This is a genomic window from Bradyrhizobium sp. i1.15.2 (genome assembly GCF_040548425.1).
GTDB classification, from domain to species: domain Bacteria; phylum Pseudomonadota; class Alphaproteobacteria; order Rhizobiales; family Xanthobacteraceae; genus Bradyrhizobium; species Bradyrhizobium canariense.
This window is the reverse complement of sequence record NZ_JBEPRQ010000036.1, coordinates 1-14,069: the sequence shown is the minus strand read 5'-3', so window position 1 is coordinate 14,069 and position 14,069 is coordinate 1. Positions and strand designations below refer to the sequence as shown.

Sequence of the window (14,069 nt, the reverse complement as noted above, 5' to 3'; positions counted from 1 at the left end):
TCAATGGAAGTAACCGGGGCCGCGTAGATTGGGATGTTCGATGACCGCGTCCTCGGTGTCGCGAGAGCCGCGTTCGAGCTTGTTGGCGATGATAGAGGCGATGCTCTTGTAGGTCCGCGCGCGGACCGCAACCGGCGGGCCGCGACCAGCTCGGCGCGTTCGGGATCAATATCCTTGAATAGCCGAAGCACGCCGAGACAGGTCCGGAATCCCTGTTCGGGATGAGGCCGATTGGCCAGGATGGCGAGGACGAGCCCCTCGGTGTTGGGCCCGATTGACCGCCCCCAACGCCGGAATCGATCGGGAGTCCACTCCGCGTAACGCCGATGCGCACTGGGCATGTGATCGGGATCAGTGCCGTGCCGGCGGCTGCCATAACGGCGCTGGTGAGCCGCAACACGCAAACCCCGATGGAACAACTCGATGGTCCGGGTGGTGGCGCGAACGTGGACCTGCTCCCCGGATCAGGCCGTGTGGAACTGAGTAGAAGAAGCCGTCGACCTCGACGTGATAATCGAGCGAGACGCGGGCCAAGAGCCATTCCGCGAACTGATAGTCGGCATCCGGCAACGGCGCCAGGACAGGCCTCTCGACGGTCTCGAACAATTGTCGGTGGCTGACGCCAATCCGGCGCATGACGTGCGCGTTGATGCGCTCCAGCGCGGCGGCGATTGCCGCGTTCGCCTCGGCTAGGTAGAAGAAGGTCTGCCGGCGAAGTCGCCCGAGGAGTATAGGTCTGGGCAAAACGCACTCCGGCTTCCACTTTGGCCTTATCCCGGGGCTTTCTTGGCCGTGCCGGAAGGATGCCAACGCCGTAATGGGACGCCATCATCCCGTAGCTGCGATTGATTTCAGGGTCATAGAACGAGGCTCTGTGGACGCCGGATTTCAGATTGTCGGGGACGACAAGGCGCGGTACCCCGCCAAAGAACCGGAACATGCGGACATGGGCCTCGATCCAGTCCGGAAGTGTCTGCGTCCAGCTCGCTTCGGCGTAGGTGTAATTGGAGGCGCCAAGCACGGCGACGAAGATCTCCGCTTCACGCACGACCCCGGTTGCACGATCGACCATCATGATTTTCTTGCCGGAGTAATCGACAAAGACCTTGTCGCCGGCCGGATGGTCCTGCCGCATCGTCGGCGACAGCCGCCGCTCGAATTCCCGGAATAAGTCGCAGAACCGGCTGTAGCCATATCCTTCCGGGTGGACCGCCCGGTACTCCTCCCACAGCACCATCAGATTGACGCCAGGCCGCTTCAGCTCACAGGCCAGCGAGGCCCAATCCGGCTCAGCTCGCCGGCGGAAGCCGCGCCTGACGCCGGCATGGGCAAACAGACGTTGTTCAAGAACGGCGTCGGTCAGATCGCCCGCCAAAGGCCACGCCAGCCCGGCAGTCGAGGCACGCTTGAGATTGTCCTGAATGGTGCTGCGCGCCACGCCGAGCGTGCGCCCGATCTCCCGGGCGCTCACCCCATCACGGGCAAGCCGCAGCATCTGTCGTATCTGTCGCATGGTCAGTTCTCTCTTGGCCGGCATCCGCTTCCCCCCGTTGATCAACGAGCGACTTGATGCCTGAGGGACTGACCCAAACGAAAACGCCGACTTCCAAAACCCCGGCCGGCTTCAAATCGGAACGGTGGCCGGCTTCAAGTCGGAATACCGGGCCGGAATAAATCGGAATCCGCATGCAGGCCATGTTGAACTTGCGAGCGATCCACAGTTTGCACCGCGAGATTGGAGCATTCCATCCCAGTATCCTTCGGCGGGCCGAAGCACCCGAAACTTACGCATCCGTTGCAGCCGTAATACTGATGTCCCTGATCGATGCGATCTCAAGCCCTGCCTTCGCTACCGACGGGAGTGCGCCCTTTTGGGTCACCATGAAAGTTGGGTCCACGCTTTCTCCTTTTCAGGATTCATCCTAACGCAAGCTACCGCACGGCATGCGACAATTCCTCGCGCGCCGGCTAAGCGAGCCTGTCCGCGAAAGACGACCTTAGCCAGTGGCGTTCGTTGGATGTGGAGATACTACTAGACATAGTAGCTTTGTTCGGCACGGTTCTCAGGTAAATCGCTGGAGCTGATTTTCAGACGCGCTACGCGCAACCCAAAGGACGTCGAGAGACGACGTTTGACTCTCTTGTACGATGTTGGCCGAGCGCATGTTCGTCGGGCAGCTTTTCTTGCCGAGGAGACGATCACATGGTCGGAGTACACGGGCCGCGCAGAATGCAAACAGTCGAAACGCTTGAGTCGAATGTCCGCTCGTACTCACGTTCCTTTCCTGCTGTCTTCAGTCGGGCGCGCGGATCGATCATGTTCACTGAGGGTGGCCGAAAGGTCATTGACTTTCTGTCCGGCGCTGGAGCGCTAAACTATGGCCACAACAATCAGGAGATCAAAGCAGCAATCACCAAGTACCTGGAGTCGGACGGCGTCATCCACGGCTTGGACATGGCCACTCCAGCAAAGGTCGAATTCATGGAGACTTTTAGCTCTGTCATCCTTCGTGAACGGAATCTTTGTTATCGCTTTCAATTTACGGGTCCTACGGGAGCTAACGCCGTTGAAGCAGCCCTAAAGCTCTCGCGTAAGATCACAGGGCGTCACAACGTCATTTCTTTCACGAACGGATATCACGGCCACAGCTTGGGAGCCCTAGCTGCGAGCGGTAACCGCTTTTACCGCAACGCCAGCAGCATTCCCTTATCCGGCACAACTTTCATGCCGTATGATGGGTATCTTGGCTCCGCTGACAGTCCGGCGGATTACGTGCGAAAGGTATTAATGGACGAGAGCAGTGGTATTGACCTTCCCGCCGCCATTCTCGTCGAAACCGTGCAAGGAGAGGGAGGCATTAACGTCGCCGGTAAGGAATGGTTGCAGTCAATTCAGGCTTTGGCAAAAGAGGTCGGAGCTATTTTCATAGTTGACGATATCCAAATGGGCTGTGGTCGCACAGGCGAGTTCTTCAGCTTTGAGTTCGCTGCTTTGTCGCCAGACATTGTTGTGATGTCGAAATCGCTGAGTGGTTACGGCTTGCCGTTGTCGATGCTCTTGATCAAAGAAGCGATCGACGCATGGGAACCAGGCGAGCACACGGGAACGTTTCGAGGAAACAATCTTGCACTCGTTTCTGGCAAAGCGGCCGTGACCCTGTATTGGCGTAACCAGATGTTCTCGCAGCAGGTCCAACGCTTGGGCGCATTTATGCGGCGTCGGCTCGATGCTATCGCGCATCAGTACGGAAACAAGTTTGCTGTTCGTGGACGAGGCATGGTATGCGGCTTCGATTGCAAAACGACACAGATCGCAGAGGCGACGTCACATAAAGCGTTTAAGAAGGGCTTAATCATCGAGCGATGCGGAGCGACGGATCAGGTTGTGAAGTTCTTGCCCGCACTTACGATCGACCAAGACACGTTGGGACAAGGCCTAGACATATTCGAGGAGTCGTTGACCGAAACGTTGAATTCAGCCCAAGGAAGCTAATTTGTAGGCACACGAGACAAATTCGTTGCGCAACAGCATCGCCGCACAAGTCACTGGCGCGAGCTCCTCCTTGCCGAAACGTTCAGGAGTTTTGAAGCCGCGATTATGGAGGTGCCGCCTGAACGCCGATTCTGTCTGTGATCCGCTGAGTCGGCTGATGCGCGAAGAACGCCTGCTGCCCTCGATCCACAACAGTGAGTGCGAGCAGCACCTTTGAGCATAGAACCTCGCAATCGCGAACGACACTAGTGGAGCTGGCTCTCTATCAATCATCCTGCGAGTACGATCCAACTAAAGGCCGTCGCGGATGCACACCAAGCCACGAGCTGCACCAAGAGATAGCGCGACGAAAGTCGTCATGGCACGCGGATTGACGGCATCAGTCACACGAAGCCGAACAAGCCAATCAAAACGGTTGGTCCTCGGCTTTTGCTCCAGAACTGCAGAGCACCGCTATCGGCGCACGCCCGTAGCACGTGCCGTAATCCCAATGTTGGCGTGCTCGCCGTTCCGCTATCAGAAGCCCCTCTTGGCGTGAGCACCTCGGCGTCAAGCGAAAGTGATGGACCGCATGCCAACTATGCTGGGCCAACCAAGGAAGCCCGACGCATCTGCCGGGTCTGAGATGCGTCGGGCCGAGTGGGAGACTGAGCGTGACAGTCTCCCTCCCGCAAACGCGTCTGCAAGTCGTATGCCGCGCCTATGCCGCTACGGCCGTGTGCGAAATTAGGGTATCTTGTCTTTGCCACAAAGTTCCGCGAGGCATTCAGAGATGCGCGGCCCACAGCTAGTTCGTGGAAGGCCTAACAAGCTGAGCCTATTCCCCCTTCCAAAAACTCCCGCCATCGCCTTTCGTTTGGATCAAAAATGAGGCAAAAGAAGCGGACAACGGGCCGCCGGCTCCTCAACAACAGATATCTAGATGTTTGATGCATTGCTACCCGTGACTCGAACGAACGTCCCCAGGTCGCGCACGGCAGAGGCATACGATCGAGATCTCAGTTTAGATTTCGCGAAAGGTGCACTCATTGTTTTGGTGATTGTTGGGCACCTGATCCAGTATGTCATCTACCGAGACGACGGGTTTTGGCTTTCGCCGTACTACAAATCGATCTATATGTTCCACATGCCACTTTTTATGGCGATAAGCGGATATCTTTCTGCTCGATCGCTGCTGCAAAAGCCGTTCACTCGAGCCGCCACCGACCGTGCGAAGCAGCTGTTGCTGCCGATGCTGTTTTGGTGGGCAATAATGGAGACAGCTAAGTTAGCGGCGTTGTGGCGCGCGACCAGCCTAACGAGCGGACTTTCGGAATTTTTAGACGATCTCGCTGGCACATATTGGTTCATCTGGGCCACGTTTATTTCCTACCTTCTCATCAAGATTTCTACCATGCTTACCCGCCGATCGTGGGTCATAGCTGGCTCAGCCATAATGGTCGCGCTCGCGCCTCTGACATTCTCCATATCACCGCTGATCAGATTTACTTACCCGTTCTTCTGCTTCGGCTTCTTGCTTGCTCAATCGGGAGAACGATCGACCAGTGCATTGCGACATCACAAGCCGCTCCTGATTTTATCTCTCTCAATTGTGACCTGCGTATGCTTTCTAGCTTGGGGTAAGAGCACCTATGTCTACAACAATCTTGGGGTAATTCACGACTTTCGGTCAACTCAAGACGTGCTTGTGATGTTTGTTGGCTCTGCAGCTGCGTCAGCAATCGCTATCGTACTCCTGTTGCAATGCTGGCGCTTTGGCCATTCAAATCGAATGGCCCGCTTTATCGCTGTGGAGTTGGGCCAGACCACGCTGCTGCTCTACCTGGTCCAGGGTACCGTGTTCCGTCTCATGGATTTCATACAATTCGGAGAACTTTGGGATCTCACGACCCGGTTGATCATCGCGGGTGTGCTCGGGGCCGCGATCATTGCGATCGCCCTAACGATCCGCTCGATCGTTCGAGGCGTTCCATATCTGTCCCAGCTCGTCCTTGGAATGCCGCCACGCTCAGGTCTCCCGCAAGCCAAACCTGCAATGAATTAGCTGTATCCATTTGATCGTTTGAGTACGGCAGGTGCCGATAGCAACGACTTGTGAAGCCGCTGGAATAGCTTTCGAACCCAGATCCGGCGGCGACGGCGAGCCGCCGTCGAGGCGATGATCGGCATAAGAGCAACCCCATCGAGCGTGTATTGCTCTCAGTTGTATGGCACCGGCGAACTCAGCCCATTGCCGTCCATCCAAATACGGTCGAGTGCCGTGAGATTAGCTTCGGCTGTACCAATCGTCTAGCCGTCAGTTTTCCCAGATCGAAGCCAATCCATTCACACTCAACAAGATGGTTCTTCGACTGCCTGAACCCGAGATCTCCCAGTCGTTCGAATCTCCGTCTAGACCCGCAGCTGCCCGAAGTAAAAGGCCCTTGGAAACCAACAAGCCGTTCATGTTCGTTGAGGCGATCCGATTGCTCATCGCGAGCCTGTCTGCTTCTCACCGTCTCGAGACGGTGACGATCTCGATCGGAAGATTTAATTGAGATTAACGATCATGCGGCGCACGACCGCGCGTTGTTGAACTCCCGCGTCCAATGCATGCGACAATGGCTGCACGATGAAACAGCTTGCACACGTACTTTGCATGCCCGCGAAAATGCAAGCGTGCCGAGGCTTGGCGGGTTCGCCGGTTCGACGAGGTCTCAAATAAAGCCGGACAAGTCTCCCGGGATCTGGCGCAGAGACGAACCCGACCCGCTTCGCGGCACGGCCACCGTTTGGGAAGTCACGAGACGATCTGCCGAGATCCTCTTTTGGTCTCAACTCGGGCGGGTGCGAGGAAGGCACTCACTAACGGTGATAACGCAGGTCGTCGAGCTTTCGGCCAGGGCTAGATGACGATCGTGCGGCCAACGTATCGTCGCAGCAAGCCCCGCCTCGTTATCGGACTGGCGCTCCTCTGCAATGGCGCCGCGCAGTTCCCCGACCGTACTTGCTCGTTTGCATGTTGGACCTTGCACTAGCTTGACTTGGAAGGCGTCCAGTTTACGATCGCCCCGCGCAAGCCGTCCGGAAGCCGATATGACTCCTGCGCCGCAGGGAATGCTCCGCTACGGACATCAGCTGCCCAGCGCGAGAGGCCCTCCTGCAGCAGCTGATGGCCCTCTACATAGACACGCACGAATTTTGGATAATGGCTTCCTGCGAGCCCCAACACGTCGTGGAACACTAGAACTTGGCCTGAGCAACTTGGACCCGCTCCGATCCCAATCGTTGGTATGGTCAGAGATTCAGTCGCTCGGGCAGCGAGCTCAGCCGGGATGCCTTCAAGGACAAGAGCAAAGCATCCCGCCTGCTGTAGCTGGTGCGCATCGTCAAGCAGACGTAGGGCATCGTCCGCGTTCCGACCTTGCACCTTGAAGCCACCCATTGCGTTGACGCTTTGTGGCGTGAGACCTAGATGGCCCATCACGGGAATTTCGCAATTCACCAAGGCTCGGATCATCTCGACACGCTTACCCCCTCCCTCAAGCTTGACGGCGTCGGCGCCACGCTGAAGGAATCCTCCAGCGTTGCGTATCGTGTCGTCGGGACTGAGATGAAAGCTAAGAAACGGCATGTCAGCTACAAGCATGGCCCGAGGCCTTGTCCGCGCGACCGCCTCCAGGTGGTGGTTCATCATAGCCATGCTGACCGGTAACGTGTCATCAAACCCAAGGCATACGTTGCCGACGCTATCGCCAACAAGAATGACGTCGACCACAGGATCGGCGATACGTGCCGTTACCGCATCATAAGCCGTGGTCATGACGATGGCGCGCCTCTCCTCTTTGAATCGTTGCAGAACTGGAGTCGTGACGCGCTCACCTGACAGCTGCGAAATGTGACTCATGTTCGATCGGACCCGGCCCGCATGTTTCTGGAAATGGCCTTTCCCTTGGAAGAGCAAATGGTCTCTGTCAATAGGGAGCCTGAAAAGGCGCGTCACTGAGAAGTTGGAGAGCACAAAGTTTCCAATGATTGCGCGATCAGCAAACAAACTCTTTCAAGATGTTCCTCTGCGATGTGATTCTGGGACTCCAGCATCCAAACATTCTGCGACTCAAAACGGCGGCCTGTAGACGATGCACGCGCGCGGCGTCGGTGAATGTCCTTATGAGGCTCCGATTTACGTGTCAAAGCCCACGCTAAGGCGGCATGTCGATTTCGTATGGCCGTTGATTGGCGCTCAAAGCCGCGGCTTCGGCGGACTGCAGGCAATTCCGAAGCGACCGTGATCCAGGCGAGCGAAACAGGAAAGATGCGCCGGCGCTCGCACGGCTGCCGCACACTCCAGAATGCGGATGACCTGTCCACCATCTCCGCGTGCGTCGCCTCCTGAGCTACTATCCGAGTAGAAAACAGGTTCGACGCCTCGGGGTGCGATGTTCAGAAGGAGCCGAGCGACCTCTTCAGCCGGATCGTGCGTGTAGCCGGCGAAAATCAGTTGGTTCAGCTTGCCGGCCTGTTCTTCTAAATCGCGCTCACGATTTGCGGATAGTAATGGCCGTGAGTGGCGACCCACCAGGATGCGGTTTCATTTTTGATCCGACCGGCGCAGTGTAGAGATAAGCACCGTAGCCACGCACAACTTTGGCCATTTCGTTGTCAAGAGCATGCTGCGTGAATGGATGCCAAGTTGGCCACCTCTTGTTTGGCATCAAGGCCCGAAATCGCCGGGGATAAACGAGCCCTTGAAGACAGCCTGCAGGTTGTCTGCTGTCAGAGGAGAAATCCAGGGAAGCCGTCCTAACCAACGCACCCGCGTGATTTCACAAATTGCGCTCTCAGTTTCAGAATTTCTTTCCCCGATGAATGCGATCCCAAGAAGTTCGATCTGGCGCTTTCGCAAGGCCTCTATCGACAGCAGAGAGTGATTGATGGTCCCGAGTTGCGTGCGGGCGCAAAGCACGACGGGAAGCCGCCACCGCTCGAAGACGTCGATGTAAAGTGCGCTGGAATGCAGCGGCACCATCAGCCCGCCGACGCCTTCGATGATGAGCGGTCGCTCCCCGGCATCCGGCACCACGAGCGAATCGGGATCGATGCGAATTGCGTCTATTTCGGCGGAATGATGCGGGGAAGCGGGCGTTCTAAGACGGTAACGCTCCGGAATGATCCGATCGGCCGACAGACCGCCCAGTCGGGCGACCAGCTGGCTGTCGGTCTCTTCTTTAAGACCGGCCTGAATTGGTTTCCAATAATTCGCGCCGAGCAGATGGGCAAGGCCTGCCGAAAAGACAGTTTTTCCGATCCCAGTATCTGTGCCGGTCACCACGATCCGCTGACTCATCGGGACCCGCCCCTCGTCTCCTCAGTGAGCGCATCGAGCATCGCACGTAACCTCATGCTCTTCGACGTTGAGCGTCAGCAAAATTACCATATAGGGCGGGATCTGCGAGTTCGAAGGTCTCTTCTCGCCTCGCGCCACCATCTCCAGATGCGTGAACGCGACAAGCTTCGCCAGGCGCTGTTGGCGCTCCGCCTCCTCCTGCAGGATCAACAGAGCCTCGCGTACGGCCAACGCTATTAACGAAGGGGCGGTCGCGAAAACAAACGGGCAACAGAAATTGATTATGAAGTCGCGCAGGACGCCGGAGGCGGTGACAAGTGCGCCGGCAGCTCGCAGCACCTTACCGCAGGCATGAACAACGAGGAGATTCTCGCGTCCTTCATTGGGCGCTGTGAGCCCTCGTCCCTTCTCGCCGCAAACACCGGTGGCATGCACCTCGCCCACAACCAAGAACGCATCGTGTCGGTCCGCGATCGTGAGCAACTCTTCAAGCGGTGGTAAATCGCTATCCACGCTGTAAAGGCTCGCGACTACGATCCAGACCTGCCCCGCTCCGCCCGCGGCACGCCAGTCGCGCGTTTCGCTCTCAATAGCCTCCGGATAGTTATGTGCGCAGATTCTGAAAGCGGCTCGGCCAGCTCGCGCCCCTTCATGAGTACTGGCGTGAACCAGAGACTCAAGGACAAGCAGACCGTGCCGTTGCGGCAGCATTGTCAGCACTGGAAAACTTGCGAAATAGCCACCGCCGATGAAGAGCGCGGTCTGCGCCCCGAAGAGCCCCGCGGCTTCTGTCTGGAGGCATTCCTGCTCCTCGCAGTTACCGCGCAGAAGCCGTGGTCCGCTGGCTCCGATCGGAGCACCGGCTTCCAGGGCGGTCAGAATGGCCTTTTCCATGCGCGGCACGCTTGCCAGGGCCAGATAATCGCTTGATGAAAAGTCGGTCCCGATGCGCGGCATGACACCGCGCAGGCGATCGTCTTCTTTAACCGCATCCAGGCCTGCCACATAGCTGGCCGATTTAGCGGCAATGACGGAACTCATTCTTCACTCGCTGAGCAACGATGGACGCCGCAAAACTTCAACTGGCGACGAAAAATAGGGTCTTTTGAATTCAAACCGGCAGGATGCGATTTTCTCGATCAACCAGCACGATGCGCGGCCTGAAGATTTTTGCATCCTCCTCGTCAAATGACGCGTATGCGACGATACTTATCTTATCTCCGGGCATCGCCAGTCGGGCCGCCGCACCGTTCACGTCTACGGTGCCGGATCCTTGTGGCGCTTCTGTCACAAACGTTGCAAAGCGTGCTCCCGTCTCAAGATTGTAGAGTTCGACGCGTTCGTTGATCAGGATACCGGCCGCGTCCAGGAGCCCGCGATCAATCGAGATCGAGCCTTCATAGTGCAGGTCGGCTTCAGTTACCGAGGCACAATGAATCGTTCCCTTCATCAAGACAATTCGCATTTTTCACCTACGCTGATCGCTTGCGCGCAGCACCTCTATCGGTTTGACAACCTAAGCGACGTCCATGTTGTGATTGTAAAAGTCGGGGCCGACGTCGACGAGCCGTGCGGCCTGCTTTGGCGTGAGCATGCCGAGCGTTACGCACGTCTCCGTGACAACACGTTTAATGGCGACAATCGTGTCGCAGACCTGATCGAGATCGCGGTCCTTGACTGCGCCAGGCCGCGGCCATGCAGAAGCGAATCGCTCCGGCGGCCTTGGCGTGCTGCGCGGCGGCGACCACATCCGCGCGATCCATCAAGCGAGTCGCCTTCAGGCCAGTGTCGTAATGCACGCCCTGTGCGCAGTAGGCGCAGTCTTCAGAACAACCGCCGGTGTTGACGCTGAGCAAGCTTGCGGTTCCGACGTGGTTTGGACCACAATTGTCGCAATGAACGTGCTGGCCGTGAAACAGGAGGTCGGCAAGTGGCAGCGCGTAGAGCTCCCCGGCCTCGGCACGTTCCCAGTCGCGGCCAACCGGCGCGCCGTTGCGGCCGCGATTGCCTTCGACTTCCTCAGCCCCCCAAGACTTTCGCTCAATCATATAGTCGACACCATCGTGCGTAGCTCTGCAAAGCAACACTCTTGCCCGGTATCAAACGAGAATTGTCGCCGAGTTTCGCCGGGATGGCGCTCATATCAGGCTCATAGCCGCCTCTCACGCAGGATTCCCTCGCACCATCGAGGAACGCGCAACAACACTGCTCAGCGCCTCTCACTCAGGCAACTAGCCGATGCGTACCGTGGTTGCGCTCCATAGGATCCCTTCCTAAAATTAATGTGTTTGGCCGCGCGCCATATATAACGGATTCACGGACCTGCTCTATTCGTCCCCGGACGATTCCTCGCTGGTGTGGTTACGCACGTCGCATTCCGCACAATAAACGGTGTTCGGACGAGCCACTTGTGTGAGCGTTGCCTCCCGCCGCCTGGAGCAGCGGGTTGGGCTTTGGGCGCAGAGTGGTGACCCGCACGCCGTTGGCGGGCCTGTGCACCATTAGGTCACCTAGGCTCCATCGACGGTGTGCTCCCCGCCTGTAGGAGCAGCAAAGTACTTTGCCGCCGCTCGACTTAAACACCGTCGGGCTCCGGCCGTCTCAAGCGGCAAATCTGTTTGCGCAGATGAGTGCGATCTCATAACGGATTTCGCCGCGCCGTCCCAAACAGGTCTTTGACGAGCGACATTTCGTCCCAGTTTGGAGATGGCGTCGCGCCGACACCGAGACATGCTCCCATCCCGGACGAACGAAGCCGATGATCTTGAGGTGGCAGCCACAAGGCCCCTGCACGAAGAAGTGAGCGGAAGGACCAGATCCTGGTTCGGCGGCGAGTCGGCCATCGCCGACGCGCCCTGCCTCGAGTCTTTCTACAATTTGCTTCCTCACGCGTTCCTCCTTGCTTCGGCCGATAGAGTTGACGCCGGCACCGCTCGTGTCCTCTGACTGATATATCGAGCGGTTGCCACCCCGGCATGAGCAGTCGCAATTACTCCTGATCATCTGCACCGAACTTATCTGGATGAAGAACATCGGTCCGTCAGGAATCGTCCACCGGACAGCTCTTCGTGGTAGGTCTTTCGGCTATGATTTTCGCTTGGATCTTCTCGTCATGCGTGACTTCGGTGCGAACTTGCCTCATGCAGACGATCCGCGCAGACATCTCCGATGGTTTGGCCACGCAAGCCAGCCAGCAGGAGCTTCTGCTCGCCGCCTCGCCTTAATAAGCCGCAACGTTATGGCGTTGAGCTATCCGTGTGTTTGGTCCAAGACGCCAGAGCTCGACTGAAACGCCTGACGCCCAAAATGGCGGCGGAAGCCAATTCGCGTGGCGTGATCCGGTGAACCGGCTACTTTGTCACCCAAAGACACGTCGCCGGCTTCAGCAAATGATGCAAAGCGACGCCAAATGCTTCGCCAGTTCGTCGAGCGAGAGGTTGTAATTTCGCTCTTTGCGACGATCAGACGGTCGGCTTTCATCTCATGCCTTTCCATGTCCAGCGGTTAGCCAGCTTGACGCCTGAGACACCGTCAACGCATCATCTAAGTGGCCGGCCACCCTGACCCACAAGCGATTCACGGCCAGAGGCTCGGACGCGCTGACCGCACGTTTGAGCAGCCTCGCTCATTGGCGTTACCGATCAGGGCGTTTGCCCTAGAGCCGTCCGACGGCCGAGGCTTTGCGCTGCGATCACAACGCCTTGACCTTCGATGCAACCGTTCGCTCCGGCGGGGATCAGAACTGCCCGTCAACCTCCTTTCTTTGCCGCTCCTCCGCGCGGCGAGCCAGCTTATCATATTCCTTGGCGATCCTGAGGAGCCTGCGTCTGGATGTGTCGTCCTTGAGCGACTCCGCTTTTACTCGCGTCGCTTCCGCACGGCCTCGCCAATGTTTGGCGTCGGAGAATGGCTTCTTCTGCTTCATGCAAAAGACGATGCAATTTTTAGATCAAGAGAATGCGACACATGCCCTACGTAAGATCCCGTAGGTTGGCTTGCGCAAAAGCACCTCATTGCCGTCATCTGCCGCCCGCTCTGTCAATGTCTGAGATGCGACAAACCAATCGCAGTAGACGCAAGCGCGTCGAGTAAGCTTGACTGCGGTCTTCTTGGTCGAGAACGCCCGCCTGGAAACATCACGCCAACACAAAATGACAGTGCAGATTGGACTGAACCGCCCCGGGTTTGCCGGAGGCTCCAACTCCTGAGAGGATGGAGCCATGACAAGCAAGACGACGAACAAGTTTTCGCCTGAGGTCCGGGACCGTGCGGTTCGGATGGTTCTGGATCACGCCGGCGAGCACCCGTCGCGCTGGGCGGCAGTGACCTCGATTGCGGCCAAGATCGGCTGCACACCGCAGACGCTGCATGACTGGGTCAAGAAGGCCGAGATCGACAGCGGGCAGCGAGCCGGCGTTCCGACCGACATGGCCGAGAAGCTGAAGGCCCTGGAACGGGAGAACCGTGAGCTTCGACAGGCCAACGAGATCTTGCGCAAGGCGAGCGCTTATTTTGCGATGGCGGAGCTCGACCGCCGGTCCAAGCCATGATCGCCTTCATCGACGATCATCGTGGGGCGCATGGGGTCGAGCCGATCTGCAAGGTCTTGCCGATTGCCCCCTCGACCTACCACGCCCATGTGGCCAAGCGGCGCGATCCGGCCAAGCTGTCGGCGCGAGCCAGGCAGGATGCCAGGCTGAAGATCGAGGTCCGGCGCGTCTTCGACGAGAACTTCCGGGTCTACGGCGTGCGCAAGGTCTGGCGCCAGCTCAAGCGCGAAGGCTTCGATGTTGCCCGTTGCACGGTGTCGCGACTGATGCGGGACATGGGTTTGCAAGGGGTCATCCGCGGCAAACCCGTCAAGACCACGATCAGCGACAAGGCTGCGCCATGCCCGCTGGATCACGTCAACCGCCAGTTCAAGGCGCCAAGGCCGAATGTCCTGTGGCTGTCCGACTTCACCTATGTCGCGACCTGGACCGGATTTGTCTACGTCGCCTTCGTGATCGACGCCTATGCCCGCAGGATCGTGGGCTGGTGAGCCTCTCGCACAGCGCACGCCAGCTTCGTGCTGGATGCGCTGGAACAGGCTCTGCACGATCGACGGCCGGTTCATCGTGGCGGGCTCGTTCACCACAGCGACAGGGGCAGCCAAGGCGGATTCAAACGGTCGTCGCAACACCAGTTACTTTCACTCATAACAGAAGATCGTCAAGCGCCTCCGCCGGCGTTTTCCAGCCTAGTGTCTTC

6 protein-coding genes, 5 pseudogenes and 1 other annotated feature are annotated in these 14,069 nt (G+C 58.0%); of the genes and pseudogenes, 3 read left to right on the top strand and 8 right to left on the bottom strand.

Annotated features, from left to right (window positions below; translation table 11 throughout):
- Positions 1-1,537, bottom strand: a pseudogene (istA, locus tag ABIB80_RS39500) (IS21 family transposase).
- 693 nt (positions 1,538-2,230) lie between these two features.
- Here istA and ectB point away from each other — a divergent pair.
- Together ectB and nolL are read left to right on the top strand one after the other, a co-directional pair.
- Positions 2,231-3,493 carry a diaminobutyrate--2-oxoglutarate transaminase gene (ectB, locus tag ABIB80_RS35565; RefSeq protein ID WP_354129260.1) on the top strand — a complete coding sequence of 421 codons (1,263 nt, stop codon included), beginning with the start codon at positions 2,231-2,233 and terminating at the stop codon, positions 3,491-3,493.
- Between the two features lie 922 nt (positions 3,494-4,415).
- Positions 4,416-5,537 (top strand): nodulation factor fucose acetyltransferase NolL, encoded by a 1,122-nt coding sequence (gene nolL / locus ABIB80_RS35560; protein WP_354129228.1) that lies wholly within the window; start codon positions 4,416-4,418, stop codon positions 5,535-5,537.
- Between the two features lie 969 nt (positions 5,538-6,506).
- Here nolL and panB read toward each other — a convergent pair.
- The 7 genes and pseudogenes from panB to ABIB80_RS35525 all read right to left on the bottom strand — a co-directional run bounded on the left by panB (position 6,507) and on the right by ABIB80_RS35525 (position 12,744).
- On the bottom strand, positions 6,507-7,379 hold the full coding sequence (panB, locus tag ABIB80_RS35555; RefSeq protein WP_354129259.1) for a 3-methyl-2-oxobutanoate hydroxymethyltransferase: 873 nt from the start codon (positions 7,377-7,379) through the stop codon (positions 6,507-6,509).
- Between the two features lie 486 nt (positions 7,380-7,865).
- A pseudogene (locus tag ABIB80_RS35550) lies at positions 7,866-8,187 on the bottom strand (aminotransferase class III-fold pyridoxal phosphate-dependent enzyme); the annotation flags it as partial.
- Positions 8,187-8,819: a dethiobiotin synthase gene (gene bioD / locus ABIB80_RS35545; protein ID WP_354129227.1), complete on the bottom strand. Its 633-nt coding sequence runs from the start codon at positions 8,817-8,819 to the stop codon at positions 8,187-8,189. The gene bioD and the pseudogene ABIB80_RS35550, both read right to left, overlap by 1 nt.
- Positions 8,816-9,860: pseudogene (locus ABIB80_RS35540) on the bottom strand (aminotransferase class I/II-fold pyridoxal phosphate-dependent enzyme). Before ABIB80_RS35540 ends, bioD begins: the two are co-directional and overlap by 4 nt.
- A gap of 70 nt (positions 9,861-9,930) precedes the next feature.
- Positions 9,931-10,284: an aspartate 1-decarboxylase gene (panD, locus tag ABIB80_RS35535; RefSeq protein WP_354129226.1), complete on the bottom strand. Its 354-nt coding sequence runs from the start codon at positions 10,282-10,284 to the stop codon at positions 9,931-9,933.
- Between the two features lie 54 nt (positions 10,285-10,338).
- Positions 10,339-10,867 (bottom strand): annotated as a pseudogene (locus tag ABIB80_RS35530) (radical SAM protein); the annotation flags it as partial.
- A 1,688-nt stretch (positions 10,868-12,555) separates the two neighbouring features.
- Positions 12,556-12,744: a hypothetical protein gene (locus ABIB80_RS35525; RefSeq protein ID WP_354129225.1), complete on the bottom strand. Its 189-nt coding sequence runs from the start codon at positions 12,742-12,744 to the stop codon at positions 12,556-12,558.
- 295 nt (positions 12,745-13,039) lie between these two features.
- Between ABIB80_RS35525 and ABIB80_RS35520 the strand changes: the two are divergent.
- Positions 13,040-13,974, top strand: a pseudogene (locus ABIB80_RS35520) (IS3 family transposase); the annotation flags it as partial.
- Positions 13,324-13,440 (top strand) — a sequence feature (AL1L pseudoknot). (Overlaps the previous pseudogene by 117 nt.)
- Positions 13,975-14,069 lie beyond the last annotated feature (95 nt).

Coding starts and splice junctions, on each gene's coding strand:
- ectB (WP_354129260.1), top strand. CDS start 2,231: ATGCAAACAGTCGAAACGCTTGAGTCGAATGTCCGCTCGTACTCACGT.
- nolL (WP_354129228.1), top strand. CDS start 4,416: ATGTTTGATGCATTGCTACCCGTGACTCGAACGAACGTCCCCAGGTCG.
- panB (WP_354129259.1), bottom strand. CDS start 7,379: ATGAGTCACATTTCGCAGCTGTCAGGTGAGCGCGTCACGACTCCAGTT.
- bioD (WP_354129227.1), bottom strand. CDS start 8,819: ATGAGTCAGCGGATCGTGGTGACCGGCACAGATACTGGGATCGGAAAA.
- panD (WP_354129226.1), bottom strand. CDS start 10,284: ATGCGAATTGTCTTGATGAAGGGAACGATTCATTGTGCCTCGGTAACT.
- ABIB80_RS35525 (WP_354129225.1), bottom strand. CDS start 12,744: ATGAAGCAGAAGAAGCCATTCTCCGACGCCAAACATTGGCGAGGCCGT.